Origin of the sequence: Eggerthella guodeyinii (assembly GCF_009834925.2) — a bacterium.
Lineage (GTDB): Bacteria > Actinomycetota > Coriobacteriia > Coriobacteriales > Eggerthellaceae > Eggerthella > Eggerthella guodeyinii.
This window is the reverse complement of sequence record NZ_CP063310.1, coordinates 1,528,207-1,553,896: the sequence shown is the minus strand read 5'-3', so window position 1 is coordinate 1,553,896 and position 25,690 is coordinate 1,528,207. Positions and strand designations below refer to the sequence as shown.

The 25,690-nt window shown below is 65.3% G+C and carries 19 protein-coding genes; 9 read left to right on the top strand and 10 right to left on the bottom strand.

What is annotated here, in order from left to right; all coding sequences use genetic code 11:
- Positions 1 to 3 precede the first annotated feature (3 nt).
- From GS424_RS06345 to pdxR, 3 genes are read left to right on the top strand one after another with little or no spacing between them, the layout of a single operon-like run.
- On the top strand, positions 4 to 1,131 hold the full coding sequence (locus GS424_RS06345; RefSeq protein WP_009304659.1) for an ABC transporter ATP-binding protein: 1,128 nt from the start codon (positions 4 to 6) through the stop codon (positions 1,129 to 1,131).
- Positions 1,128 to 2,177 carry an ABC transporter ATP-binding protein gene (locus GS424_RS06340; RefSeq protein ID WP_160943230.1) on the top strand — a complete coding sequence of 350 codons (1,050 nt, stop codon included), beginning with the start codon at positions 1,128 to 1,130 and terminating at the stop codon, positions 2,175 to 2,177. The genes GS424_RS06345 and GS424_RS06340 overlap by 4 nt, the downstream gene beginning before the upstream one ends.
- A 52-nt stretch (positions 2,178 to 2,229) precedes the next feature.
- Positions 2,230 to 3,648, top strand: coding sequence for a MocR-like pyridoxine biosynthesis transcription factor PdxR (gene pdxR / locus GS424_RS06335; RefSeq protein WP_160943229.1), 1,419 nt, complete (start codon positions 2,230 to 2,232; stop codon positions 3,646 to 3,648).
- A 50-nt stretch (positions 3,649 to 3,698) separates the two neighbouring features.
- Here the strand turns inward: pdxR and GS424_RS06330 are convergent, their stop codons facing one another.
- Positions 3,699 to 4,859: an ammonia-forming cytochrome c nitrite reductase subunit c552 gene (locus tag GS424_RS06330; protein ID WP_160943228.1), complete on the bottom strand. Its 1,161-nt coding sequence runs from the start codon at positions 4,857 to 4,859 to the stop codon at positions 3,699 to 3,701.
- 181 nt (positions 4,860 to 5,040) lie between these two features.
- A complete protein-coding gene (locus GS424_RS06325; protein WP_160943227.1) occupies positions 5,041 to 6,363 on the bottom strand; it encodes a Fic family protein in 1,323 nt (440 codons plus the stop codon).
- Positions 6,364 to 6,686: 323 nt separating this feature from the next.
- Here GS424_RS06325 and GS424_RS06320 point away from each other — a divergent pair, with 323 nt between their 5' ends.
- The 4 genes from GS424_RS06320 to GS424_RS06305 all read left to right on the top strand — a co-directional run bounded on the left by GS424_RS06320 (position 6,687) and on the right by GS424_RS06305 (position 13,538).
- Positions 6,687 to 8,195 (top strand): FAD-dependent oxidoreductase, encoded by a 1,509-nt coding sequence (locus GS424_RS06320; RefSeq protein WP_160943226.1) that lies wholly within the window; start codon positions 6,687 to 6,689, stop codon positions 8,193 to 8,195.
- A 225-nt stretch (positions 8,196 to 8,420) separates the two neighbouring features.
- A complete protein-coding gene (locus GS424_RS06315; protein WP_160943225.1) occupies positions 8,421 to 11,420 on the top strand; it encodes an insulinase family protein in 3,000 nt (999 codons plus the stop codon).
- A 363-nt stretch (positions 11,421 to 11,783) separates the two neighbouring features.
- Entirely contained in the window at positions 11,784 to 12,560 is a 777-nt protein-coding gene (locus GS424_RS06310) for an ABC transporter ATP-binding protein (protein ID WP_160943224.1), read from the top strand.
- A gap of 48 nt (positions 12,561 to 12,608) precedes the next feature.
- Positions 12,609 to 13,538, top strand: a complete 930-nt coding sequence (locus GS424_RS06305; protein ID WP_160943223.1) for a SufB/SufD family protein — start codon at positions 12,609 to 12,611, stop codon at positions 13,536 to 13,538.
- Between the two features lie 146 nt (positions 13,539 to 13,684).
- Here the strand turns inward: GS424_RS06305 and larC are convergent, their stop codons facing one another.
- The 8 genes from larC to GS424_RS06265 all read right to left on the bottom strand — a co-directional run bounded on the left by larC (position 13,685) and on the right by GS424_RS06265 (position 22,761).
- Positions 13,685 to 14,239, bottom strand: coding sequence for a nickel pincer cofactor biosynthesis protein LarC (gene larC / locus GS424_RS06300; RefSeq protein ID WP_160943222.1), 555 nt, complete (start codon positions 14,237 to 14,239; stop codon positions 13,685 to 13,687).
- Positions 14,236 to 15,015, bottom strand: a complete 780-nt coding sequence (larB, locus tag GS424_RS06295) for a nickel pincer cofactor biosynthesis protein LarB (protein WP_160943221.1) — start codon at positions 15,013 to 15,015, stop codon at positions 14,236 to 14,238. The genes larC and larB overlap by 4 nt, the downstream gene beginning before the upstream one ends.
- A gap of 149 nt (positions 15,016 to 15,164) precedes the next feature.
- Positions 15,165 to 16,193, bottom strand: a complete 1,029-nt coding sequence (locus GS424_RS06290) for a substrate-binding periplasmic protein (RefSeq protein WP_160943220.1) — start codon at positions 16,191 to 16,193, stop codon at positions 15,165 to 15,167.
- A gap of 352 nt (positions 16,194 to 16,545) precedes the next feature.
- Positions 16,546 to 17,274, bottom strand: a complete 729-nt coding sequence (locus GS424_RS06285) for a TorD/DmsD family molecular chaperone (RefSeq protein ID WP_160943219.1) — start codon at positions 17,272 to 17,274, stop codon at positions 16,546 to 16,548.
- Positions 17,271 to 18,095, bottom strand: a complete 825-nt coding sequence (locus GS424_RS06280; protein ID WP_160943218.1) for a hypothetical protein — start codon at positions 18,093 to 18,095, stop codon at positions 17,271 to 17,273. The genes GS424_RS06285 and GS424_RS06280 overlap by 4 nt, the downstream gene beginning before the upstream one ends.
- Positions 18,096 to 18,238: 143 nt before the next feature.
- Positions 18,239 to 19,102 carry a dimethyl sulfoxide reductase anchor subunit family protein gene (locus tag GS424_RS06275; RefSeq protein ID WP_160943217.1) on the bottom strand — a complete coding sequence of 288 codons (864 nt, stop codon included), beginning with the start codon at positions 19,100 to 19,102 and terminating at the stop codon, positions 18,239 to 18,241.
- 3 nt (positions 19,103 to 19,105) lie between these two features.
- Complete coding sequence (locus tag GS424_RS06270; RefSeq protein WP_425321385.1) at positions 19,106 to 19,771, bottom strand: 4Fe-4S dicluster domain-containing protein; 666 nt, start codon at positions 19,769 to 19,771, stop codon at positions 19,106 to 19,108.
- The gene (locus GS424_RS06265; protein ID WP_160943215.1) at positions 19,768 to 22,761 is read right to left on the bottom strand and encodes a molybdopterin-containing oxidoreductase family protein; all 2,994 of its coding nucleotides are present in this window, start codon (positions 22,759 to 22,761) and stop codon (positions 19,768 to 19,770) included. The genes GS424_RS06270 and GS424_RS06265 overlap by 4 nt, the downstream gene beginning before the upstream one ends.
- A 314-nt stretch (positions 22,762 to 23,075) precedes the next feature.
- Here GS424_RS06265 and GS424_RS06260 point away from each other — a divergent pair, with 314 nt between their 5' ends.
- Both GS424_RS06260 and GS424_RS06255 read left to right on the top strand, forming a co-directional pair.
- On the top strand, positions 23,076 to 24,632 hold the full coding sequence (locus GS424_RS06260; protein WP_160943214.1) for a LuxR family transcriptional regulator: 1,557 nt from the start codon (positions 23,076 to 23,078) through the stop codon (positions 24,630 to 24,632).
- 283 nt (positions 24,633 to 24,915) lie between these two features.
- Positions 24,916 to 25,647 (top strand): double zinc ribbon domain-containing protein, encoded by a 732-nt coding sequence (locus GS424_RS06255; RefSeq protein WP_244977693.1) that lies wholly within the window; start codon positions 24,916 to 24,918, stop codon positions 25,645 to 25,647.
- Positions 25,648 to 25,690: the final 43 nt, after the last annotated feature.

The window sequence follows — 25,690 nt, the reverse complement described above, 5'->3', positions numbered from 1 at the left end:
CCCGTGCTTCTTTCGGTGAAGAACCTCTCAACGGAGTTCCCCGTCAAGAAGGGCATCGTCCGCGCCGTCGAAGACGTGAGCTTCGACGTGGACCAAGGCGAGATCCTGGCGATCGTGGGCGAGTCGGGTTCCGGCAAGTCCGTGACCAGCCTCTCCATCATGGGTCTTTTGGCCGAGCCGGGACACGTGGCCGGCGGCTCCCTGGAGTTCGAAGGCAAGGACCTCGCAACCCTGTCCGAGAAGCAGTACCGCGAACTGCGCGGCAACGACATGGCGATGATCTTCCAGGAGCCCATGACCTCGCTCAACCCGGTGTACCGCGTGGGCAACCAGATCGTGGAGGCCATCCGCACCCACGAGAAGGTGTCGAAGGCCGAGGCGAAGGACCGTGCCGTCGACCTGTTGCGCAAGGTGGGCATCCCCAGCCCCGAGGCACGCATCAACGACTACCCGCACCAGATGTCGGGCGGCATGCGCCAGCGCGTGATGATCGCCATGGCGCTGGCCTGCAACCCGAAGCTGCTCATCGCCGACGAGCCGACGACGGCCCTCGACGTGACCATCCAGGCGCAAATCCTCGATCTTCTGCGCCGCCTGCGCGACGACACGGGCATGGCCGTGCTGCTGATCACGCACGACCTGGGCGTGGTGTCGGAGACGGCCGACCGCGTGGTGGTCATGTACTGCGGCCAGGTGGTGGAGGAAGCCGAGGTCCGCACGCTGTTCGACCACCCGATGCACCCCTACACGCTGGGCCTGCTGAAGTCCATCCCCCGCCTGGAGGACGACGATTCGAAGCGCCTGTACATGATCAAGGGCATGGTGCCGAACCCGTTGGAGATGCCGCCGGGCTGCCATTTCTCAGACCGCTGCGACTCCTGCATGGACATCTGCCGCACGAAGGTTCCCGAGCTTGTGGACGTCGACGGCCATAAGGTGCGCTGCTTCCTGTACGAGAGCGCCGACGGCGAAGTGAAGAGCGAGGAAGCCATCGCCCGAGCCGAGGCCGAGGCGCTGGCCGACGTCGAAGCGGCGCGCGAGGTGGAGACCGCCGAGGCGCTGTTGGCTGCCGAAGATCTGCGCGAGGCGGAGATCGAGGAGATCGAGAAGGAAGAGGAGGCGAGCCGATGAGCGAGAACACCGCGAGCAACGCGACCGCGTCCGCGCAAGCGGGCGCGGTCGAGCTGGACATCCTGCTCGACGTCCAGCACCTCACGAAGCGTTTCGCTGCAGACACGAACTTCTTCGGCAAGGCGACCTCCTACGTGCAGGCCGTGGACGACGTGAGCTTCCAAATCCGCAAGGGAGAGGCGTTCGGCCTGGTGGGCGAATCGGGCTGCGGCAAAACCACCGTAGGCAAGATGCTGGTGAACCTGCTGAAGCCCACGTCGGGCAAAATCGTCTTCGACGGCAAAGAGCTGACGGCGATGAAGCCGGCCGAGCGCAAGCAGTACTGCAAAGACATCCAGCTGATCTTCCAGGATCCCTACGCGTCGCTCAACCCGCGCATGCGCATCGGCGACATCATCGCCGAGCCCATCATCACGAACAACATCCTGCCGAAGGACCAGGTCGAGGATCGCGTGAACGAGCTGCTCGAGCGCGTGGGCCTGGCGAACTACATGCGCAACCGCTACCCCCACGAGTTCTCGGGCGGCCAGCGCCAGCGCGTGGGCATCGCGCGCGCCCTGGCCGTGAACCCGAAGCTCATCGTGTGCGACGAGCCGGTGAGCGCGCTCGACGTGTCCATCCAGGCGCAGGTGCTGAACCTGCTGGACGAGCTCAAGGAGCAGTTCGGCCTGACGTACCTGTTCATCGCGCACGGCCTGAACGTGGTGAAGCACGTGTCCGACCGCGTGGGCGTCATGTACCTGGGCAAGATGATGGAGATCGCCCCCAAGAAGGCGCTGTACGCCGACCCGCTGTCGCCGTACACCCAAGCGCTGCTGTCGGCCATCCCGTCGGTCGACCCCGCCACGAAGAAGGACCGCATCATCCTCGAGGGCGACGTGCCCTCGCCCATCGACCCGCCGCCCGGCTGCCGCTTCGCCAGCCGCTGCTTCGCGAAGGTGGACGGGTGCGACGAGATCATCCCCGACCTCGTGGAGGTCAAACCCGACCACTGCGTGGCCTGCCACCGCTACGACGAGGGCGGCCCCGGAACGGCCGTCATCTGACGACGAGCGACGATACGCGGTCCCTTCGGGGGCCGCGTTCTCTAGGAGCACCATGGCGCTTACCAACGGGCCTTCGAAGAAAACGCTGAGCGACCAGACGTACGACTTCCTCAGGGAGCGCATCCTGAACGACGTGTACCCGGCGAAGCGCAAGCTGCCGTCCGTCCGCGAGACGGCCGAGACGCTGTGCGTGTCGCGCAACACCGTGGAGCGGGCCTACCAGCAGCTGTTGGCGGAAGGGTACGTGCGTTCGAAGGAGAAATCGGGGTACTACGTCGAGGACTTCGACAAGGACGCCGTCCCTCCCGCCGGGAAAGCCTTCGTCCCGCGCGAGGGGCAGCCGGCCGAGGACGTCGGGCAGCCCTATGTCGACCCCGGCACCCCCTACGATTTCTGCTACGCCAACCCTGCGCCGGCGAGCTTCCCCGTCGACGTGTGGCGCAAGCTCGCGAACGCGGTCCTGTACTCCCCCGAAGCGCAGCTCGTCAACACCTACTGCAACCCCTTCGGGGATTACGACCTGCGTTGCGAGCTGGCTCGCTACCTGTTCGACTCGCGCAGCGTGGCATGCCGCCCCGAGCAGGTGGTGGTGCAATCGGGCATCGCCGACGGCTTCGACCGGCTGCTGAAGCTGTTCTCGCCGCGTGACGACCGCATCGCCTTCGAAGACCCCTGCCTGAGCGTCGCGCGGGCGGCGATCGTCGGCAACCGCTTCGAGACGGCGCCCCTATCGGTGGCGTCCCCGCAGCGCTTCTTCGACGATCTCGAGCGGTCCTCGGCGAAGCTCGTGTACGTCACGCCGTCGCACCAGTTCCCCACCGGATTCACGATGCCGCTGGCCAGCAGGATCAAGCTGCTCGAATGGGCGGCGGCGAACGACGCCTACATCGTCGAGGACGACTACGACAGCGAGTTCCGCTACAAGACGAAGGCCGTGCCCTCCCTGCACGCGCTCGACGGCGACGGGCGCGTGATCTACACGAGCAGCTTCTCGAAGACGCTCTCGCCGAACCTGCGCGTGAGCTACTGGGTGCTGCCTCCCGAGCTGATGGAGCGCTACCGCGAGCGCATGGCGGTGTTCCCCTGCCCCGCATCGTGGCTCAACCAGCGCGTGCTGTACCACTTCCTCGCGCAAGGGCACTGGGAGCGCCACCTTCGGCGCTACCTGACGCTGAACAAGCGCAAGCGCGCCGCCCTGCTCGATGCGTGCGATGCGGCGTTCAAGGGCGCGCTCCAGCTGTCGGGGACGAACGCCGGGCTGCACGTGTGGGCGAAGCTCGAAGGTTGCACCAGCAGCCGCGAGCTCATCGACGCGGCGGCTGCGGCGGGCGTCGTCGTCTACCCCGTCGACTGCTTCTACTGCGATGCGGCGCGCAGCGAGCCGGGCGCGTTCATCCTCGGGCACTCCAAGATCGAGGAGGAGGACATCCGGCCGGGCATCGAGCGCCTCCGCGACGCCTGGTTCCGCTGAGCGCGCGGGTGCGGCCCCGCAAGGAGCCGCACCCGCCGCCCGGTTCGCGGCTACGCGAGCAGCGCAAGCCCCTCTTCGGCGGCCTCGCGGGCCGTTTCATGGCAGTCCACCGTGGCCGAGCCGTCTCCCATGTTATGGAATCCCAAGCTCTGATCGCTGCCGTAGGCCAGGTAGAACACAGCCTTGTTGAGCAGCGTGGTGGCGCGGGCGAGCGCATCGGCGTCGGCGGAACCCGCCTGGGTCGTCTCCTCGAGCGCCCGGGCCAGGGCGTCGATCGATTCCTGGACGTCGGCCATGCCGGCCGAGAAGTCCGCCTGGCGCGCTTCCACGGCCTTCTTGCGATCGTCGGCGGAGCCGCTGTGGCAGCTCAGGCAGTTCTCGTACAGCGCCTCGTCGGTGCCGACGCTTTGCCACTGGTGCTTGGTGTAGGACGCGCCCGCCTCGTCGACCGCGGTCTGCGCGTGGCAATCGGCGCACGTCGCGCCCGCCTTGTCGTGCGTGCTTCCCAGGAAGTTGTTGAACACCACCTCCGCGGTGGGGACGATGGGCGTCTCGTTGCCCTCGGCGACGAGGTAGTCCCACACGTCGTCGGGGTCGAGGCCCACCTGGAGCAGCGACCAGGTCGAGCTGTCCGGATCCGAGAACTGCTTCGAGAAGTCGCCCATCGAGTGGCACTGCCCGCACACCATGTTGCCGTCGCTCGTCTCGATGCCGCCCTGCTCCGCGGCGTCGAGCACCCATCGGTTCACCGGCGTGAGGCTGCCGGGGTCGTTCTCGTGGCACGAGTAGCACGTGATGCCCACGTCGATCATGTCCTTCACGGTTTCCACGTCGGCGGCGAACAGGTCGTCGCCCAGGCCCTCCATCAGCACGCTCTGGTAGGCGCTCGAATGGCAGGAAAGGCATCCCGTCATGAACGGCGCGGGATAGTCGGGCGGCGGGTTCATGACGTCGACGTGCGCGTTCACCTTCCCGGTGGCCCCGTCGTGGGCGTACGCCGCGTGGCCCGCCTCCTGGTAGCTTTGGTACTGGTCGGGGTACTGGCTCTCCCAATGGGCGGCGTCCACGATCGGCTCGGCGGACGGCGCCGCCCCCTGCGCGTCGGTCGATGCCGCCGGCTGGGCCGCGCAGGCGGTCAGGACGCCCATCACGGCCACGGCCGCGACGACCCCGCCCAGCTTGCAGCGCGCGCTCGAAGCTCTCCCTTTCATCTTCTCCTCCTTCGTCAGCTCTTCGACATGCGTCGCCCGAAGAGCCGCACGCTCGCGATCCCCGGGTTCGCCGACCACGATATACGACGAACTGTCTTTTACCTAGGGACACATTCGCGATATTTTGTGGGACAGATGAAAGGGCAGCGGGGGGGGCCGGAAGAGGTTGCGGCCGTCCCGCTTATGCGGGGCGGTTTTTCCTTCCGGGGCCCATGAGCAGCTGGCGCAGGCCGGGCGTGACGGGGAACTCGAAGGCGCGCTTCGTGCGCACGCGCCCCAAGAAGCCCAGGTCGACGAGTTCGTACAGGTCGGCTCGCGCCGTGGCGTAGGCCACCCGGTGGGTCTTCTGGTGCGATTCGATGCGGAACACCGCCTCGGGGTTGCTGAGGGCGACCTGGAGCACCGCGCGCTGCCGGTGGTTGATGTCGAGGTCGTCGCGGAGCGCGCGCACGAAGGCCTCGTCGCGCTTGAGCATGCGCTTGAGCTCCGACTCCACCTCGTCGAGCTTGCGGCGCACGAGCTGCGTCGTCACGTTGATGTGGATGGTGTAGTCCACCTCGTCGCCGACGAGCACCTCGGCGTCCGCCACCGACGACATGACGGCGGGCGGCCGAAGCGCGCCGCGCTCCCATTCCCGGCTCGCCTTCACGATGGGGACGAACGCGAGGACGGGCCGGTGCGTCTTCCTGAACAGCAGCTTCATCATGAGCGAGCACACCATGCCGTTCCAGGCCGGCAGCGGCAGGACGCTCATGAACAGGTGCCGCACGCCCAGCGCGAGCAGCAGCGGATGCTCGTCGTAGGCGCCGCTGTTCTCCTCGATCAGCTTCGCCGCGAGCGCGAGCGCGGCCGGGCGGTCGAGCTGCTTGCGCTTCCACAGCCGCGAGCTCTGCCTCGACGGGCGGGTCGTCTGCCCCTCAACCCCGCAGGCCACCCGCTCGTACACCGCGAGGATCGTGTCGGGCGTGCAGGGCGCGTCGGCAAGCTCCTCGAGGTCCCAGGCGGCCCGATGCCAGTTCAGCAGCAGCCGCTCCTCGGAGCTCTCGGGATCGCGCTCGGCCAGCAGCACCTCGCGCGCCTTCTCGTACCCGATGCTCAGCCCGTCCTCCTGCAAGGTGGCGATCGCCTCGTCCACGTGGGCCTCCACGAGGAAGTAGGTCGTGTTGCGCGCCTTCGTGGCCAGATCGAGCCACGACCCCTCGTGGCAGCGCTTGTCGATGTCGTCGAGGTCGGCCACGATCGAGCGCGTGGGATAGTACCACCCGCATCTCCCCTCCCCGTCGCGGAACGGCAGCTCGACGGCCGTCTGGCGGCGCAGGGCGTTGAGGACGTCCCACGTCTGCTCGCGCGTGAGGGCCGCCGGCGTCTCGAGCGCATCGAATTCCGTCCGCGGCAGGGGATGCTCGTCCACGAGCGTGCGCAAGCCGCAGAACACCGGGTCCTGCAGCAGCGCTACCATCTGCCGCACCGTCGCATCCGTCATCGCTTCCGCCTGCATCCCCATCGCCCCCCTCGGATCGCCCGTCGCGGGCCCCACCTCCCCAGCTCGAGCCCGCCTGCACCGCGATCCATGTTCTAGCAGATATTGATAGTTCATCATACGCCGCGCCGCGTGCGCGTGGCAACCCTCCCCCGTTTCCCGCCTCCACGCTCCCGACGTGGGGGTTTCGCGACGGTTTTCATCTCGTTCGCCGCGAGACGCGTCTGTTCCAACTATCAATTTTCTAGATATTGACAGTTGATTCTTGCGACGCGTACCCTTCTCACCAGGGCAGATGCCCGCAAGGGAGCAAGCATCAGGGAGAGAGCTTGAAAGGGAGTGGAGACATGAGCAGCGAGAAGAGCATGACCCGCAGGGGATTCGTCGGCGCCGCGCTTGCGGGGACCATGGGAGTGGCGGCATCCTCGTTCCTGGCGGGATGCAGCGCGCCGGCCGCCTCGGGCGGCCAGGGCGAGGGAACGTGGAGCCAGGAGGTGGACGTGGTGGTCGTGGGCGCCGGCGGGGCGGGCTTCGCGGCCGCCATCGAGGCCGCGAACGCCGGAGCCAGCGTGCTGCTGCTGGAGAAGGCGGGCGCGGTGGGAGGCGACTCCACGCTGTGCGACGGCATCCTGGGCGGCTGGGGCACCAAGCTGGCCAAGGAGCAGGGCGTTGACGTAACCGCCGACGAGGTGTACGCGTGGTTCATGGGGCACCCCGAATGGTACGGCCCGAAGGATCCCGCCGTGGCGCGCGTCGAGGCCGACAAGAGCGGCGAGACCATCGACTGGCTGCAGGAGCTGGGCGTGCCGTTCGAGCAGGAGGTGGCCCCCCGCTTCGGCTACACGGAGCTGCCCGTCATCCACCAGGTGGACGGCAAGGGCGCCGAGATGATGCGCGTCCTCGCCGAGGTCGCGGAGAAGGCCGGCGTGACCACGCTGACCGACACCCCGGCGACCAAGCTGCTGACCGACGACAGCGGGCGCGTCGTCGGCGTGGAGGCGACGCAGAAGAAGGACGCCGTCCGCTTCAAGGCGAACAAGGGCGTGGTCATGGCCACGGGCAGCTTCGCCGGGAGCACGGACCTGCTGGGCACCCTCAACGCCGAGTGCGCGAACCTCATGCCCGGGTCGAACCCCGGCGCCACGGGAGACGGCCTCGTCATGGCCATGGAGCTGGGCGCCTACACCACGAGGGTGTCGGACCTGCCGCTCATGAGCTCGCTGGCCGGCGTGGAATCGGGCAGCATCGTGAACCTCAACTACGGCATGCGCCTGCACGGCCTGTGGCTCGACGCGAACGGCGAGCGCTTCTTCGACGAGGAGACGAACTACGAGAACCCCACCGGCCACCGCGCCATCGTGCGCAAGCAGAACGAGCAGGGCACCCCGCCCATCGCGCTGCTGGGCACCACGCCCGAGCTCGAGGCGATGCAGGCCACGTACCCGCTGAAGTGGGCCACCGCCGACACCGTGGAAGAGGTCGCGCAGATGGTGGGCCTCGACGGCGCGAAGGCGAAGGCGACGGTGGAGCGCTACAACGGGTTCTGCGAAGCGGGCAAGGACGAGGACTTCGGCCGCCCCGCCGACCTGCTGATCCCCCTGACCGGCCCGTTCTACGCCGCGCCCATCATGGTGAGCACGTCGGTGACCATGGGCGGCTTCAGGACGGACGAGCGGGCGCAGGCCCTCAGGCTCACGAGGCCGACCAACGGCTCGGCGACCGAACCCATCCCCGGACTCTACGCGGCCGGCGTGGTGTGCGAGTGGAACTGCGCCGCCGGCGCGACGGTCCTGTGCGCCATGACGATGGGCCGGATCGCCGGGAAGAACGCCGCTGCGGAGACGCCCGCGGCCTAGCGACGAAGACCATACGCCCCCTCCCCTCGAGAGGCCCGACCCTGATGGGCCGGGCCTCTTGCCGTGCGCCCCGCCGCGGCGCATGACCGCTACGCAACGGTTCTCCAGATCGTCGGCGAACCATGACGACGCAGCGGCCCGTTCGCGTTATCATAGACGTCGACACACGAACTCGCGCTCGCGGCCGCGCCCCGGCCGCGAGCTCCTACGGAAAGGCGGCACTGCATGGATCTCACTCCTGATCAGAAGCTGCACGGGTTCACCGTGCGCACGCGCGAGGACCTGCCCGAGATCGACGGCACGGCCTACGTGCTCGACCACGACAAGAGCGGCGCCCAGCTGCTGTACCTGCAGAACGACGACAGCAACAAGGCGTTCTCCATCGCGTTCAAGACGCCGCCCGCCGACGACACGGGCGTCTTCCACATCCTCGAGCACTCGGTGCTGTGCGGCTCGGACAAGTTCCCCGTCAAGGAGCCGTTCGTCGACCTGCTGAAAAGCTCGATGCAGACGTTCTTGAACGCCATGACGTTCCCCGACAAGACCATGTACCCCGTGGCCAGCACGAACGACCAGGACCTGCTCAACCTCACCGACGTGTACCTCGACGCGGTGCTGCACCCGGCCATCTACCGCAAGCGCGCCATCTTCGAGCAGGAGGGCTGGCACTACGAGCTGGCCGGCGACGTGGAGGCCGAAGCGGGCGACTCCGTGGTCGGCGACGCCGTGGCCGCCGCCGAGGCGGCGGACGGATCGGCGCGCCTCGTGCTGAACGGCGTGGTGTACAACGAGATGAAGGGCGCGCTGTCCGACCCGAACTCGGTGCTGTACGACGAGCTGCAGGCGGCGCTGTTCCCCGACACGGCCTACCGCTTCGAGTCGGGCGGCACGCCGCGCGCCATCCCCGACCTCACCTACGAGCGGTTCCTCGAGGAGCATCGCCGCCACTACCGCCTGGACAACAGCTACCTCACGCTGTACGGCGACGTCGACCTGGACGGCATGCTGGCCTTCCTCGACGATCGCTACCTGTCCCCCGTCGCCGACGAGCAGGCGGCTTCCGCGAGCCTCGACGCCGAGGGCGCGCCGATCGGCCCCCACGAGCTGCGCGAGCAGGCTCCCGTGCGCGCGCTCGGCGTGAAGCGGAACATGGCCACCGCGCCCGAGAACGCGTGCGCGGGTTTGGGCTACGTCATCGGCAACGCGCGCGAGCGCACGCGCATGGTGGCCGTGGACATCCTCATCGACGCCATCGCGGGCTCGAACGAGGCGCCGCTCAAGCGCGCCCTGCTCGACGCGGGGCTGGCGGCCGACGCGCTGGCGTTCTTCGCCGACTCGCTGCTGCAGCCCTTCGCCGTCATCCAGCTGCGCGGGCTCGAGGAGGGCGGCGCCGAGCGCTTCCGCCCTGTAGTGGAGGAAACGCTGCGCGGCCTGGCCGACGGCGGGCTCGACCGCACGCTCGTGGAGGCGTCGCTGTCGCGCGCCGAGTTCGTCATGCGCGAGCGCGACTTCGGCATGGCCGACGGCGTGGCGCTGTCCATGAGCGCGCTGGCCGGCTGGCTGTACGACGACGATGAGGCCACGTCCTACCTCAAGTACGAGGACGACTTCGCGTTTCTGCGCAAGGCGCTCGACGAGGGCTACTTCGAGCAGCTCATCCGCGAGGTGTTCCTGGAAAGCGACCACCTGGCCGAGGTGGAGATCGTCCCGGTGGACGGCGACGAGGACGCCTACGAGGAAGCGCGCCTCGCCGCCGCCGAGGCCGCGATGACGCCCGAGGACTTCGTGCGCGTGGCCGACGAGGAGGCGGCGCTGCGCCGCCTGCAGGAGGAGCCCGACGCGCCCCAGGCGCTGGCCACGCTGCCGCGCCTGTCGGTGTCCGACATCGGGGAGGCGCCCGTGGAGCCCGCGTACGGCCTCGTGGAGGGCGCGGACGTCCCCACGCTGCGCCACGACGTTCCCACGCGCGGCATCGCCTACGCCTACCGCTACTTCGACCTCGACCGCGTGGCGTTCGACGAGCTGCCCTACGTGGCCGTGCTGGGGCTCGTGCTGGGCAAGCTGGGCACCGCGCGCCATACGGCCTCCGAGCTGGACACGCTCGTCAACGGTAAGCTGGGCAACCTCTCGTTCTTCGCCGAGATCTACGAGGACGAGGCCGACCCCTCCGCGCTCGCGCCGAAGTTCGTCGTGAGCTCGAGCGCGCTGACCGAGAACGTGCGGGAGCTGGCCGAGCTGCCGCGCGAGATCATGCTGGAGACGGACTTCTCCGACACGAGCAAGATCAAGGACGTGCTGCAGCAGCGCCGCATCGGCATGGAGCAGGGCTTCGCGAACGCGGGCCACGCCAGCGCCATGGCGCATCTGGCCTCGTACTACCTGCCTGCCGGCGTGGTGCGCGAGCAGCTGGGCGGCGTCGGGTTCTACCGCTTCCTCAAGCAGCTGCTGGCCTCGTTCGACGAGCGCACCGACGACGTGTCCGCGCGCCTGGCCGACCTCGCCGCGCGCCTGTTCGCCGACAACGCGCTGACGCTGAGCTTCACCGGCTCCGACGACGACTACGCGCGCTTCGCGTCCGCGGGCGCGACGCTCGGGCGCACGCGGCCCGAGGACGGCGTGCGCCTCGTCGCGCCCGACCCCGTCGTGCTCAACGAGGCGTTCGTCGTGCCCACCGACGTGTGCTACGCCGCGCAGGGCTTCGATCGCCGCGCCTTCGACGCGGGCTACACGGGCGCCTGGCAGGTGGCGGCGCGCGCGCTGTCCTACGACTACCTGTGGAACGAGGTGCGCGTCAAGGGCGGCGCGTACGGCGCGGGCTTCCAGACGGCGCGCACCGGCAACCTGCGCTTCTACTCCTACCGCGACCCGCACCTCGACGACACGCTGGCCCGCTTCGCCGGAGCGTCGGAGTGGCTCGCCGCGTTCGACCCCGCCGCCGACGCGATGGAGGGCTACGTGGTGAGCACCGTGGCAGGGTTCGACACGCCGCTCAAGGCGCGCGCCCTCGTGCGGCGCCAGGACGGCGATTTCTTCGGCGGGCGCACCCCCGAGAGCCGCTTGGAGACGCGCGCCCAGATGATCGACGCGGACGCCGCCACGCTGCGCTCGCTGGCCGCGCCCATCGCCGAGGCCGTCGCGCTGAACGCCGTGTGCGTGTTCGGCAACCGCGACATCATCGAATCGTCCGATGCCGGCCTCGCCGTGGTGGACCTGCTGAACGAGTAAGCCCGCCGCCTTCCATCGCCGCCGCGGCCCCGAGCGCTCCTGCGCCGGGGCCGCGGCGCGTTCGGGGCCGCGCGTGCGCCCATCGATGTTTCACGTGAAACATTCGTTCGCCTCTCTTTCACCGCGGATCGACGCAGGATCGGGACGAAAGCGCACTTTCGGGGCCCATCCGCGCACGGTTGAGCTAGAATAAGCGGTTGGAACCGAGTGCGTGCGATGCGGGCGGAATCGGGGATCGCCCCGGCCGTTGACGGCCGAGGGATACGCGCCTCCCGCCGAGCACGCGGCCGCGCTTGACTGAGCGCCGCACTAATGATAGTAATATAGTATCAAATAGACGAGAAGAGACGGAGAAGGCGCATCATGCTGGAACTGAAGAACCTCACCTTCGAGGTGCCGCTCGCGGACGGATCGAAGGACACGAAGCGCATCATCGACGATTTGTCCCTCACCATCCCCGACGGCCGCTTCACGGTCATCACCGGCCCCAACGGCGGCGGCAAGTCGACGCTGGCCAAGCTCATCATGGGCGTCGAGCGCGCGACGAGCGGCCAGATCCTGCTCGACGGCGAGGACGTCACCGATCTCGGCATCTCCGAGCGCGCCAAGAAGGGCATCGGCTACGGCTTCCAGCAGCCCGCGCGCTTCAAGGGCATGAAGGTGAAGAAGCTGCTCGACATCGCGGCCGGCAAGAAGCTGCCGATGCTCGCGTGCAACGAGTACCTGGCCAAGGTGGGCCTGTGCTCGGCGAGCTACCTCACGCGCGAGGTGGACAAGAACCTGTCCGGCGGCGAGGTGAAGCGCATCGAGATCGCCACGATCCTCGCGCGCGACCCGAAGCTGGCCATCTACGACGAGCCCGAGGCCGGCATCGACCTGTGGAGCTTCGACCGCCTCACCGAGACGTTCCGCGACATCCACGAGGCGCGCGACGGCCGCTCCATCGTGATCATCTCGCACCAGGAGCGCATCATCCAGCTGGCCGACGAGATCGTGCTGCTGCGCGACGGCAAGGTGGTGGACACGGGCACGCCCGACGAGCTCATGCCGAAGCTGGGCTTCGTGGCGAAGGGCATCCCCGGCTGCCAGCTGAGCACGCCCACCGAGCTGCACATCACCGAGATCCCCACCACCTGCTAACCCCGCGCGGGCCGCGCGCCCGCCGCACCGCACACGAAGGAGGCCATCATGGCTGTTGACCTTTCCCCCATCGACGAGGGGCTGCTCGCCGAGATCGCCAACATACACGGCATGCCGAAGGGCGCGTTCAACATCCGCAAGGACGGGCAGCTCGTCGAGCGCCATTCGTCGGCGAACATCGAGATCGCCACGAAGACGGACAACCCCGGCATCGACATCCGCATCAAGGCCGGCACGAAGGGCGAGACGGTGTACATCCCCGTCATCGTCACGCAGTCCGGCCTCAAGGACGTCGTGTACAACACGTTCTACATCGAAGACGACTGCGACGTGACCATCATCGCCGGCTGCGGCATCCACAACGAGAGCCACCAAGCGTCCGAGCATGACGGCATCCACACGTTCTACTGCGGCAAGAACAGCCACGTGAAGTACGTGGAGAAGCACTACGGCGAGGGCACGGGCACCGGCGAGCGCATTTTGAACCCCGTGACGAACGTCGTCATGGAGGAGAACGCGAGCTGCGAGATGGAGCTCACGCAGCTGCGCGGCGTGTCGTCCACCGTGCGCGACACGAACGCCGAGCTGGGCGCGGGCGCGAAGCTCGTGCTGACCGAGAAGCTGCTGACGCACGACGACCAGGTGGCCACCTCGAACATGAAGGTGGAGCTCAAGGGCGACGATTCCAGCGTGCAGGTGATCTCGCGCTCGGTGGCGCAGGACAACTCCAAGCAGATCTTCAACCCGCTGGTCATCGGCGAGGCGCAGTGCCGCGGCCACGTGCAGTGCGACGCCATCATCATGGGGCATGCCAAGGTGACCGCCATCCCCGGCATCGAGGCCGCCAGCGAGGACGCGCTGCTCGTGCACGAGGCCGCCATCGGCAAGATCGCCGGCGACCAGATCACGAAGCTCATGACCCTCGGCCTGACGGAAGAGGAAGCCGAGCAGGAGATCCTGGAGGACTTCCTGAACTAGCGCGACCCGAGCTCCCGAACCCGAAACGCCCGTCGAACCCCTTGCGGATCGACGGGCGTTTTTCGTTCGAATGTTTCACGTGAAACATTTGTTTGCGCGAACGAATGTTTCACGTGAAACATTCGGGGGCCGGGCCGGGCGCGCGCCTACCGCTCGTAGCGCCCCACGAAGTGCAGGATGACGGCGGCGCTCGTCGGGGTGCAGCGCTCCCCCTCCAGGAGGCGCTCGCACGTGGGGATGCCGCGGGCGATGATGGCCGCGGTGGCCGGTGCGGGGATGGGCAGCTCGCCGTGCGCGCACGTCACGGTGCCCCGCCCCGTCTGCACGGGGGTGGCGACGATCTCGTCGGGATCGAGGGCCTCCACGGCCAGGCAGATGGCAGCCACGTTGCGCAGCGCCTCGCCGTTGCCCACCTCGTGGAAGTGCGTCTCCTCCACCGCGCAGCCGTGCGCCGTCGCCTCGGCCTCGGCGAGGATGCGGTAGATCGCGCGCATGTCGTCCTTCACGCGCTCGCTCGCGTCGAGCGCGTCGATGGTGGCGTAGACCGCGCCCAGGTCGTGGTGGTGCCCCTCGGGCACCCCGGCCGCATCCGCGGCGGCGCGCACCTGCGCGCGGCGCGCCTCGGGCAGCTGCAGCAGCGCCTCGTCTAGCAGATGGCGCCGGGTGGCGTTCTCCTCCAGGTTCCAAACCAACGTCGTCATGCCGTCCTCGCTTTCACATGGTTGATCATATGGGCCTGGTAGCCCGCGCCGAAGCCGTTGTCGATGTTCACGACGGACACGCCCGAAGCGCACGAGTTCAGCATGGCCAGCAGCGCCGCCACGCCGCCGAAGCTGGCGCCGTAGCCCACGCTCGTGGGCACCGCGATCACCGGGCACGAGGCGAGGCCGCCCACCACGCTGGCCAGCGCGCCCTCCATGCCCGCCACCGCCACCACGACGCTCGCCTGCGCGATGTCGTCGGCGTGCGCGAGCAGGCGATGGATGCCGGCCACGCCCACGTCGTAGAGGCGCACCACGTCGTTGCCCAGCATCTCGGCCGTCACGGCGGCCTCCTCGGCCACGGGCAGGTCGCTCGTGCCCGCGGCGGCGATCACGATGGGGCCGTTGCCGTCGGGCTCGGGCGCCTCGCCCACGATGCCGAGGCGCGGCCCCTCGCGATACGCGAACGGCAGCGAGCACGCGCCCTCCAGGCCGCGCTCGACCGCGGCGGCCTTGTCGGCGTCGAGCCGGGTGATCAGCACGCGCTCCTGCCCGTTCGCCACGAGCGCGCGGCACACGCCCGCGATCTGCTCGGCCGTCTTGCCCGCGCCGTACACCACTTCCGACACGCCCTGGCGCATACCGCGGTGATTGTCCACCGTCGCGTAGCCGAGCTCCGTGAACGGGGCGATGCGCAGCGCCCGCTCGGCCTCGTCGATGGCCGTCTCTCCCGCCGCAACGCGCTCGAGCAGCTCGCGCAGTTGTCGTTGCTCCATGTTCAACCTCTCCGTCGTCTTGTCGTTCGTCGACCATTGAACCACTTGGAGCGCACTCCAAGTCAAGCGCCTCGCCGCCCCGTCACGAAGAAAGCCCCGGATGCGGGTTCCGCGATCCAGGGCTTTCGCACGTTTGGCGCATGCCGTCGCTAGGCGGCGATGTCCTCGGGCTGCACGGCGTTCTCGCCGGCGTTCACCTCGTCGCCGGTGTTGTCGTCGGCGGGCGCGGCGGCGTTGCCGTCGTCGGCGGGCGCGGCGTTGTCGTCGGCGTTGTCGCCCTCGCCCTCGTCCTGGGGCTCGTCCGTCGTGTCGGCGGTGTTCGCGTCCGTCGACTTGGTGGCGCCGGCCGTCAGCGGCGTGGACGACAGGTCGAGCGCGGTGCCCAGCCACTTCGTCTCGATGACGTCGATGGTGCCGTTGCTGGTCAGCGTTGCAAGCGCCTCGGAAACGGCCTGCTTGAGGTCGGTGTTCGCGTCGGACACGCCCACGCCGTAGCCGGCCGCCTGCTGCATGAGCGCCACGATGTGGACGTCGTAGCCCGCACTGTGCGCCGCGTACGTGCCGATGATGGCGTCGGCCGCCACGTACTGCACCTGACCCGATTCGAGTTCGGCGAAAGCGCTCTTGAGGTCGTTGGTCGTGGAGAAGGCGGCCTTGTCGAACTCGTTGGTCACCGCCCAGGCGCTCTTCGACGACACCTGCGCGGCGATCTTCGTCTCGGCGGTGTTCGTGGGAACCTGAGTGTTGGACGGCGTGGAGAACAGCGCCACGGCCGTGGGCAGGTAGGCGTCCGACTTCCAGAACGAGGTGCTGCTGTCGGACTTGTCGATGCCCATGACGATGTCGACGGTCCCCTCCTTGAGCGCCGATTCCGCGTCGGACCCCACGTCGACGATCTCGAGCTTCAACCCGAAGCTGTCGGCCAGCGCAGCCGCCACGTCCACGTCGATGCCGACGATCTTGGACGACGATTCGGGCTGGCCCGCCAAGGGCTGGTTGTCGGTGTTCACGCCGACGCGCAACGTGCCGTCCTTGCCGATGGTCGGCGACGACAGCGTGGCCGCTTTCTCGGGGGGAGTGTAGCTCTGCTGCGATGAGCAGCCCGTCAGAACGGCGAGCAGGGCTGCCATGCACGCGACCGCCATGCAGCAGGACGCGAGCGTTTTATAACGCTTCATAACCGGTGAGCCTCCATCTAGCTTGATCTTCATGCTGCCTCTTTCGACTGACCTAGTCTTTGCCCCCACACTCGCGCACTGGAGCTCAGCTTGCGCCTTGCCCTCTCGCCCGTCGCAACCGTATGTCGCGATACGCGGGCGGTGCGGCTTACCTCTAGGATACGCCATGATCGTCGCGCGGAAACCGCGTGGCTTACGTGGGTCCTTTCGACCGCATCTGCCGTGGACTGAGGTTGAAAAACCCGCAACTACAGACTCGAAAGAAGCATGGTTAGTGTATCAGATCATGAATTGAGCCGGAAGCGCACCGGCAGAATCTGCGGATTCGGCGATTCGCATAGCGGAAGCCCGATCACGTGCCCTGTATGAGCGCATCCTGAACCAGAAGGTCTCTGAGGAATTGGCGATCGGTCCGCAAAAAGCCGTCGGTCAAATACGCCAGCCCTCGATACATGCCCGTCACAGCGAATCGCTTCATGTCCGCCGTGAGCATAGGAACCCATGAGACGAGATGCTCCTCGAGGAAATCGAGCTGCAGGGCGAGAAGCTTACGGGCCTTTTCGGTATCGCCGCCCTCATACGCCTCGATGGCCCGATCGCACAACACTTTTTCGAACTCCAGTTCAAGGGCGAGGTGATCCTCCCCTTCTTTCCAGCAGGGATCCTTTTCGACACCGCATGCGCGGTAGATCGCCAAAATCTCACGGCGCGCCCCCTCCATCAGCAAGCGCTTCTCCGACGTGTACACCGATTCGTAGGGGTAAGCGGCTGAAAAGCCATCGACGCCGTGTCCGAAAAAGCAACGTGCGAAATCGATTCTCAGCTCACTGAGCGACTCACTCCACAGGTTCGAAAGGAATGTCGCAATGAGCAGGAAACCCGTGTCGAGATCGTCGTCATCTGCGTCGGCAGGATACAGCATGCCATGCATCTCATCGAGCAGCTCTTGGTCGATCTCGGTACGGTACAGACGAGACAGCAGCGCATATGTTGCAGAGCGCCGCCCAAGAACGCCCGCTACGTCCCGTTCAGCGCTCCCTTCTATGCGCGACGACCCCATTTCAACGGTTTTCCCAGTCATGATTCAGACCCTCTCTCAAATCGTTCCGAGAAGACGCGGACGAGCGCTTGCCTCCCCAGCTCGGTCGTGCGCCATCCACCCGCCCACGAAAGCGCTCCGCAGTCTTCGAGCCTCTTCAGGAAAAACGAGCAATGCTTTCGCGGGCTTCGTTCCGCAGGATCACCGCCGACGAGGCGCTCCAGCTCTTCGACCTTCCTGCCAACCCCGTCGTCGCAGTACCTCAAAAGCCGTTCGTAGACCGGGCGGTACCGGGGCTCCTCTCGCGAAAGCCGCACCAAACAAGACCAGGAGTCGTCTTTTTCGAGGTAAGCCCGTCCTTCGTCGGTAGCAACCCAAAACACACGTCTGCCGTCGACTGGCCGGTAGAATCGCGAGCCGTCGATTTCCACGATATCCGGGCGCTGCTCCGCTTCACCAGCGAAAGCCGAACCGTCTTCGCCCACCTTCTCGATAGCGCCCGCCTCTTCAAGCAGCAACGAGTAATCGTAGCCGGAGTACACCGACCGATCGAAGGATTGCAACTCTTCGACTTTTTGCCTCAAAGCATCCGCACGCCTGATCTCTAACAGGAAATCCATGATGCCCACGAGCACGCGACGCCTCGGCGCCAAGGCTTCGAACAGGTCGTCTATACGTTGCAAAGCAGGGCGGTCATCGGCCTTCGAAACATAGCCGATAGTCGCCATGACGTCCATGCGCGGCCCTCGTTGGCCGCCTTCGTCGTCGATATCCTCATCGATTTCGCAACTCGCGAAAGGATCGTAATCCGTCTCGTATACGGAAAGAGGTTTCCCGGATGCTTGCTCAACGTCGTGCTCCATGAGTAATCCCTCCTTTTCATCTTGCCGATTCGGCATCGTATCGCTTCGGGCAACCTCGAAAGAGGCTGCCCGAAGCTCCCTCACATGCGTCCCGACCCTGCAAAAGGGGTATTATGGGGAAAGGCCGAGGCACATGACGCGGGTCAGTAGAACATGAAGACGCTGCCCCCGCAGGCGAAGAACACCATGCGAAGCAGGATGCCGCCGACGACGGCGAACAACGCGACGCCCAAGCCTGCGGAAGCCCATGCTCTGCGTTTCCGCCCGTAGAAGGCGCAAGCAACCGCTGCAAGAGCGAAGACGAGCGCGAGAACCGTGAAAGCGACGACGCTCCCTGAAAAAGGACTGTACGTGGCAGCTGCGGCCATAGCGGTGGTAGGGTGATTCGGGTCGAAATAGTAGCCCACGTCGGAGAACCCTCCCGATGCGCTCGTCATGACGAGAACGAAAGCGACCGTGCCGACCACGTTCACCACGCTGCCCGTCAGCGTGCATGCTCCATGGAAAGCCGCATCCTCATCGGCCTTGCGGTCGATGAACGCGAAAGCTCCGGAGCCTACCGCAAACGCGAGGCCCAGCAACGAGGATACCTGGAGGAGCGAGTTCCACGTAGGACGAGCGGCCATCATGTACGACAAGCCGGCGATAACCACAAGCGCGACGGAAGCGAGTATCGCGGCGATTGCGCACCATTTGGGCACCCCGCCTTCGCGCCGAAGCACGACGAAGAAGGCGATCATAACCGCCGCCATGACGACGACCGCGATAAGCTCTTGGGTGATGCCGCTCGTTATATGGCCGAACCCGTTGAACACCCTCTCCCAATGTTGCAGATGGAGGAACACCGAGATGCCTCCAAGCGCCAAAAGGGCAGCGCTTGCATACAGCGAGGTACACTGCGCCCGCACGCCTTTACCGACCAGCGCATAGACGCCTTGCGCTGCGAACAGGCCGGCGCTTGCCGAGACGAGCGTCGTGAACAGAATCAAAGGCCATTGTAATTCCATGGTCTACTCCTCTCCGCGCCATTGGCGATCGCGAAGGATGAAAGCGAACGAAGGCCGGTTCCCCACATCGGGAAGATGATGAACGTCCGCATCCGCATAGGGATGCACATGGTCACCGAGCTTCACGCGGGTCTTCTTCATGGTCTCGTACGATTTGTCCGTCCCGAAGGCGCTCGGCTCGCCAGGTGCTTCGAGATTCTCCATACCCCGATCCAAGTCCCCGAAGAACCGCGCACGGGCACAGCACTGCTCGACGCATTGGGGCAGCTCCCCCTGGGCGATCTTCTGTTCGCATAAGGTGCACTTTTCCACGACGCGTTCCTCTTCGTTCAAATAGCGAACGCCGTACGGACAGGCCATGACGCAAAACTGGCACCCTATGCACTTGGATTTGTCGACTTGAACGGTGCCGTCTTCCGCTTTGTGCGACGCTTGCGTGGGGCAAACGTTCACGCAGGCGGGGTTCTCGCAATGCTGGCAGCCTGCCGGAAGAAAATACATCTCGACATCGGGGCACTGTCCGTCAGGACTCTTCGGGTTGGGACCGATGCGCAAGACTTTGTTCCAAAACGAGCCGACCGGTACGCCGTTGGCTGCTTTGCATGCCACGCTGCAGCTCAGGCACCCTACGCAACGGTTCAGGTCGGTAACGATAACGTTATGCATCAGTAATCACTCCCGTTCAAAGAATAGTCGGGCAGCCATTCCTTCAAGCGTGGATCCGAAGCATCGTGGATGATCTCGGTCCCGTCTTCGTCGCAAGGAACGGGATTGCCGAACGGACTGTTCTCAGGCGTCGCTTTGTACATCTTCACCGCAAAACCGCGCATGCATGGCGAAGCCATGATCGGATCCACGTTCTCGGGATTCAGCAAACGGTTGCAATTGCACAGGCTCTCTCCATGGTTGGGCGCAGAGAGCTCGGGGAACCACCAGGCATGCTCCAGGTTCACCACCCCTTCCCCGATGCCGTAGTAGACATCGGCGCATTGCCTGATCTTGCCGTGCTTAGTCTCGATCCACACCCAATCTCCCTGCTCGATACCCAGTTTCGCGGCATCGAGCGGGTTGATTTCGATACGGGGCACCGGCCATTGCTCGCGGCACCAAGGAAGCTGGCGATGCTCGGAATGGAAGTACACCGGTATACGTCGGCCCGTCGTGGCCACGAACGGATATTCTTCGAAAAGCTTCGGATCGCTTGCAGGGCTTTCCAAGGGCTCGCGATAATCAGGAACGAGCCACGACATGTCGACGTTCGCCTTACCGCCCATGCCGTACCGCTCGATGACGGTGGGCCACAGCTCATACTTCGACGTCGGTGTGATATAGCCGAATCGACGGGTCTCATCGCATCCCGGCACGCTGAGCCCAACGATGCCTTCGGCGCGTCCGACGCCGGGCTTGATGGTCATATATCCCGTTTCCCATCGGCGGTACGTCCCCATCTCTTTCGGATATACCTTCTTCGCGTTCTGCCACCCGTTCTCCTGGAAATCCTCCTCAAATTCCCGATAGCTCTTATACGGCAACCCTTCTCCGATTTTCGCGGCTTCCTCCTGAGCCAGCTGGAACATGCGCTCGCACGAGTCCGCCGTATCGGGATCGGGCATGTCGGGGTCCATGCTCCAGGGAAATTCCATCGCCTGCGCCAGCGCCTTCATGAACATGGGATCGTCCTTGCAGTCGCCGGGGGCATCCACGCAGGGCACGTTCATGGCCAAGCCGCAATGGGGTCCTTGGCTGATGCGAGGGAAGCGCATCTCCAGCCAGTGATACACGGGCACCAAGATATCGGCGCACTCGGCCGTCGGATGATGCCAAAGATTCGCCTCCAGCCAGAAGTCGAGCTTGTTCATCGCTTCCCAAGCAGGTCCCGACGTGCCATGGTTCATAAACGAACCGGAATCGTTCGCCCCGGCCACGATAGGATACGGATCCCCCGTGAGAACCGCCTTCCATATGCTGTTAGGCTCCGACCACTGCCCGTACCATTTGGTGATGGGCCAGTCGTCGCCGCCAACGATCAGCTCGTTCTGATCGAACTTGTTTCCCGCTTCCGGGCTGGCGTCGAACTGACCGCCGAGAAACGCGTAGGGCAGCCAGCATTCGTCGTTGAAATAGGAGTGGGTAGGACCTCGGTTCCCCGCTGGTATGTCCATGTTTCCCGTCATATGGGAGAGCAGCATGATCGAACGAATCGTCTGGTAGTTGTTGCCGTTCTGATCCATGGCGAGGCTGATATGGATGCCGCCGTTGCCATGATCGGCCCCCTCCGGTCGCGTAGCCCAAGCGAGGCAAGCCTCTTCGATCTTGCGGGCATCGACGCCAGTGACCTCCTCGGCCCATTCGGGAGTCTTGTCTTCAAGCATGTCCACGTAGTACTGCCAAACGGTTTTCGCTTTGACAGTACGCCCGTCTTTCAGGGTTACATCGTACTCGCCCGTGAGATCGGGGTCGATGCTCTTGAACTGCGTCGGGGCGGGCAGCCAGCCTTCGAACGGCGTGCCCTCCTTTGCGACGCGACCGTTCGACATCGCATCGTCGGTGGTGATGGACTCGCCGTCCCATTGCGTGACCTCGACGTCGTAGAAAGAGAGGGCGTCGTTGCCGACCTTGCCGTCCCGAGCCTTATTGGCATCGTGAACGAAGAACTTCTGATACGAACCGCCCTCTACGATGTCGCATTCCTTCAGAAGATGGGTTTTCATATCATGCGCGCCCGAGTTGTCTATCATCCATCCGCCCGACGGTTCCATATCCTCGACGACCAAGAACGGCCCGTTCGACCACCGCTTCATGTACAGTTCGTCCATAAGGTCGTGTTCGTAAATGATCTTCGCCCATGCGAGGGCAATAGCCTGATCGGTGCCCGGCCGGACGTTCAGCCAGTAATCGGCCTCTTTGCCAATACCGGTCATACGCGGATCTATGCTGATAAAGGCCTCGGCCTTGCTTACCGCATTCACGACGCTACGGCATGAGTCATCGTAATTGGAGTACTCGATATTGCCGCCCCACTCGACGTAGACGCGAGGCTCTTCGGCAGATGTCATCCAGTTCGACCCGTACTCGTCGGTCGTGGACGTCGTGAGAAAACGAGGCCCCTTGCAGATGCACGATGCCACGTGATGGTTCACGGCTCCCGTGAGGATCGCCAAGGTAGCATAGCCCCCCATAGCCCACATACGGCTGGTGCCGTTCATGGTGAAAATGCCGGTTCCGCCGTACTTCTCCTTGACCTCCGCGAATTTCTCAGCAGACACCTTCATTGCCTCATCCCAAGAAATACGCTCCCAACCTGGGTCTTCGCCTTTCGGACGCGTACGCTTCATAGGATAGCGCAGCCTGTCGGGATGATAGCAAGCCTGGATGGACGATTGAGACTTCGTGCAGCAATTTCCTCGGCTCGTAAAGCACGACTGATCGCCCTCGACACGGATCGCCTTTCCATCCTGCACGGTCACCCACACTCCGCACTCCATTTTTCCGCAAGCACGGCAGACGGTGCGGACGCGCCTCACATCGTTTTCCGCAGTCGCAGAGTCGCCCTCGTCGGCCAAGGCGACAAGCGAGCCTCCAGACGAAACCGCCACGATGCTTGCCGTAGCCACAGCCATCTTCACGAAACTGCGACGGGATACGTTCAGCTTTTCCACCGGTTCTCCTCTCCTCCAAGATCCTGCCAGCGCAGGCACGCACGACATACTTTTTGGCACTGGAACAAGCAAGACCCCCTCTCAGCTGCTTGGTATCGGTGATTCCACCATAGCGGCCAGGATCACGCAGCGAATCGGATGAAGTTTATGTTCGGTCTCAGAGCGTGCGCCTGTCTGTCATAGATAGTTTATGATTTTCTGTAATACCTGATGAGCGCTTTATGACATCACAATTCCTCGCAAGAACCCAAGCGCGCTTCTGACGAAGAGCTTTTATAATCGAATCGGGGGAGAAAACGTACGAAGGGGTTCGCATGTCGGGGGATTTCGCCAAAGAGACGCCGAAGGACATCTTCTTCGCGCGCTTGAAAAAGTTTTCCAACGAGACGTTCTCGAAGCGCATGCTCGGGTTTTCTTTCAGTCGCGCCTGGGTGTTCTTGGTATTTTTCAACGAAACGGCGCTGGTAAGCCCCGTTGGAGAACAGGTGCTCACCGAGATATACCAAGGGTCGCTGTTCGTCTTGGTATTGACCTTGTTCGCCTGCGGCCTCATGAGCCGCCTTTCCGAGAAATTTTCAAGCAGCACCGCGGCTCGAATCGCACCGGCGATCTTCTGCATAGTCGGCACTTCGGCCATCCCCTTCGCAAGCCTCGAAAGCCCAGCAGGTTACGCAATGCTCGCGGTGGCCGCAGTGGCAACCGGGGTCGGATCAGGTCTTCTCTTGCTGCTTTGGGGAAAGATCTACAGCTTGGAAGGAGGGCCCTCGACCGCAGCCGAAGTCTCCGTTTCCTACGTGCTGGCCACGCTGCTCGTCCCTTTCTATCACGCAACGACACACGGTTTTCAGATGATTATCGTATCGGTTCTCCCTATCGCCTCGAGCGCTCTCATGGCAAGGGAACTGAAAAGGGTGAAAACCGAAACGTCCGAGGAGCAAACCGACGAGATGCAGCATCGCGCCATGCCCGAAAACGGATCTCTCGGGTACGCCGGCATCCTCGTCAAATTCGCTATCAGCTCCGTTGTGTTCGGATGCGTCATCAGCGTGGTCCGATTCTTCTACACGGCGAACGCAACCGTCGATCCCGGAGCGTACCCCTCCTTCGTTTTCCCTCTGTCCGCGCTGCTGGTCGGTTGCGTCATGTTGGGCATCGTCTTGTTCAGCAGGCGCCTCGACCTGGCGTTCTCGTATAAGCCGGTCCTCATTTTCATGGCGCTCGGATGTCTGATGCTGCCTTTTTTCGAAGCTAATTACTTTCTCTCGTACACGTTCGCTCTGACCGGCTACTTCTGCTTCGAAATCGTCAGCTGGGTCATGCTGTCAGACATGACCTTTCGCTTTGGAGTACCGGCATTCAAGGCGTACGGTTTCGGGCGCTGCGCGGTATCGGGAGGCGTCCTGCTCGGCTCCCTGCTGATCTCCTGGCTGGCGGAAAGCGTGAACCTCTCTTCTCAGTTTCGCTTCGCCGCTGCATGCTTGATGCTTTTCGTGATGATAGTGGCGTACACGCTCACGCTTACCGAGCGCGATATAGCGCGTATGCATCGTCGTTCTATGGATCGATTCGAGACGCAAGCTTCTCGCATCGCGCCTTCCGACGCCTGGAAAAGCACGTCAGGCGACGAATCGGCACGAGAGCCGCTTTCCTTGGAGGAAAAGGTTGCGATCATCGCCGAGCAGCACCAGGTCTCGGGACGCGCGCTCGAAGTGATGACGCTCTTGGCGCAAGGACGCACGGCCGCTCGCATAGAGCAGGAGCTCTACATATCACGAGGAACCGTGAACACGTACAGTCACCGCCTCTATCAGAAGCTTGGCGTCCACAGTCGCCAGGAGCTGCTCGATCTCATTTACAGCGTCGAGGAATAGAGCCTTCGTACCTGACACGCGGGCGCGGCGCGGGCATGCGCGTTGGAGCCACGTGGGATGCGCGTGGGAAACGGGGGCAAAGGGCGTGGGATCGGCGTGAGGCGCGCGTGGGAAGCGCGCGAGAACGGCGGGTGCCGGGCGTGCGAGCGCGGTGTGCGGCGCGTGGAACGCCCCGTGCTATCCTCGAAGGATGACGAAGACCCGCACAGCAACCGCCCTCTCATCCGCGCCGCGCCCGCGCAGCGGCGCCCTCGCGCGCCCGCTTCCCCCGCGCCGATCCCGCGTGGCGCAGACCACGCGCCTCTATGGCCGCGGCGCGGCCGAGGCCATCGCCGAGACGCTGTGGCCCACGCGCTGCGCCGTGTGCGACGCGCCCGGCGAGGTGCTGTGCGCGCCGTGCCGCCTCAACCTGCGGCACGTCGACTGGTGGCGCGCCTGCCCGCGCTGCGGCGCGCCGTTCGGGCGCGTGCAGTGCAGCGAGTGCAACGACGTGATGCTGGCCGCAACCGGGCGCGACGAGCCTCCCTTCGACGCCTGCGCGAGCGCCGTGGCCTACGACGACGCCGCGGCGCGCATCGTGCGCACCTGGAAGGACGCCGGGGAGCGGCGGCTCGCCGAGGCCATGGCCGCGCTCATGGCGCCGATGGTGCCGCCGTCGTGGCGCTCCGAGCATCCGGCGATCGTGCCCGTGCCGGCCACCGGCGCCGCACGGCGTCGACGCGGCTTCGACCACGGCGAGGAGCTGGCGACGGCCGTGGCATCCCGCCTCGAGCTCGACGTGGCGCCCCTGCTCGCCCGCCCTCGCAACCGCGACCAGCGCGCCCTCGCCCGGCGCGACCGGCTCGCGAACATGGAGGGCCGCTTCATCCCCCTGCCGGGCGCGAGCGCGCCGCCCTCGGTCATCGTGGTGGACGACGTGTACACCACCGGCGCCACCCTGTTCGCCGCAGCCGACGCCGTCCGCGCCGCCGGCGCCCGAACCGTCCGCTGCCTCACCTTCGCCCGCGTCTGGTAAGGAGTCCCGCACGATGAGGAGAACGTCATCGAAACCGTCGCCC

Coding starts and splice junctions, on each gene's coding strand:
- GS424_RS06340 (WP_160943230.1), top strand. CDS start 1,128: ATGAGCGAGAACACCGCGAGCAACGCGACCGCGTCCGCGCAAGCGGGC.
- pdxR (WP_160943229.1), top strand. CDS start 2,230: ATGGCGCTTACCAACGGGCCTTCGAAGAAAACGCTGAGCGACCAGACG.
- GS424_RS06330 (WP_160943228.1), bottom strand. CDS start 4,859: ATGAAAGGGAGAGCTTCGAGCGCGCGCTGCAAGCTGGGCGGGGTCGTC.
- GS424_RS06325 (WP_160943227.1), bottom strand. CDS start 6,363: ATGGGGATGCAGGCGGAAGCGATGACGGATGCGACGGTGCGGCAGATG.
- GS424_RS06320 (WP_160943226.1), top strand. CDS start 6,687: ATGAGCAGCGAGAAGAGCATGACCCGCAGGGGATTCGTCGGCGCCGCG.
- GS424_RS06315 (WP_160943225.1), top strand. CDS start 8,421: ATGGATCTCACTCCTGATCAGAAGCTGCACGGGTTCACCGTGCGCACG.
- GS424_RS06310 (WP_160943224.1), top strand. CDS start 11,784: ATGCTGGAACTGAAGAACCTCACCTTCGAGGTGCCGCTCGCGGACGGA.
- GS424_RS06305 (WP_160943223.1), top strand. CDS start 12,609: ATGGCTGTTGACCTTTCCCCCATCGACGAGGGGCTGCTCGCCGAGATC.
- larC (WP_160943222.1), bottom strand. CDS start 14,239: ATGACGACGTTGGTTTGGAACCTGGAGGAGAACGCCACCCGGCGCCAT.
- larB (WP_160943221.1), bottom strand. CDS start 15,015: ATGGAGCAACGACAACTGCGCGAGCTGCTCGAGCGCGTTGCGGCGGGA.
- GS424_RS06290 (WP_160943220.1), bottom strand. CDS start 16,193: ATGAAGCGTTATAAAACGCTCGCGTCCTGCTGCATGGCGGTCGCGTGC.
- GS424_RS06285 (WP_160943219.1), bottom strand. CDS start 17,274: ATGACTGGGAAAACCGTTGAAATGGGGTCGTCGCGCATAGAAGGGAGC.
- GS424_RS06280 (WP_160943218.1), bottom strand. CDS start 18,095: ATGGAGCACGACGTTGAGCAAGCATCCGGGAAACCTCTTTCCGTATAC.
- GS424_RS06275 (WP_160943217.1), bottom strand. CDS start 19,102: ATGGAATTACAATGGCCTTTGATTCTGTTCACGACGCTCGTCTCGGCA.
- GS424_RS06260 (WP_160943214.1), top strand. CDS start 23,076: ATGTCGGGGGATTTCGCCAAAGAGACGCCGAAGGACATCTTCTTCGCG.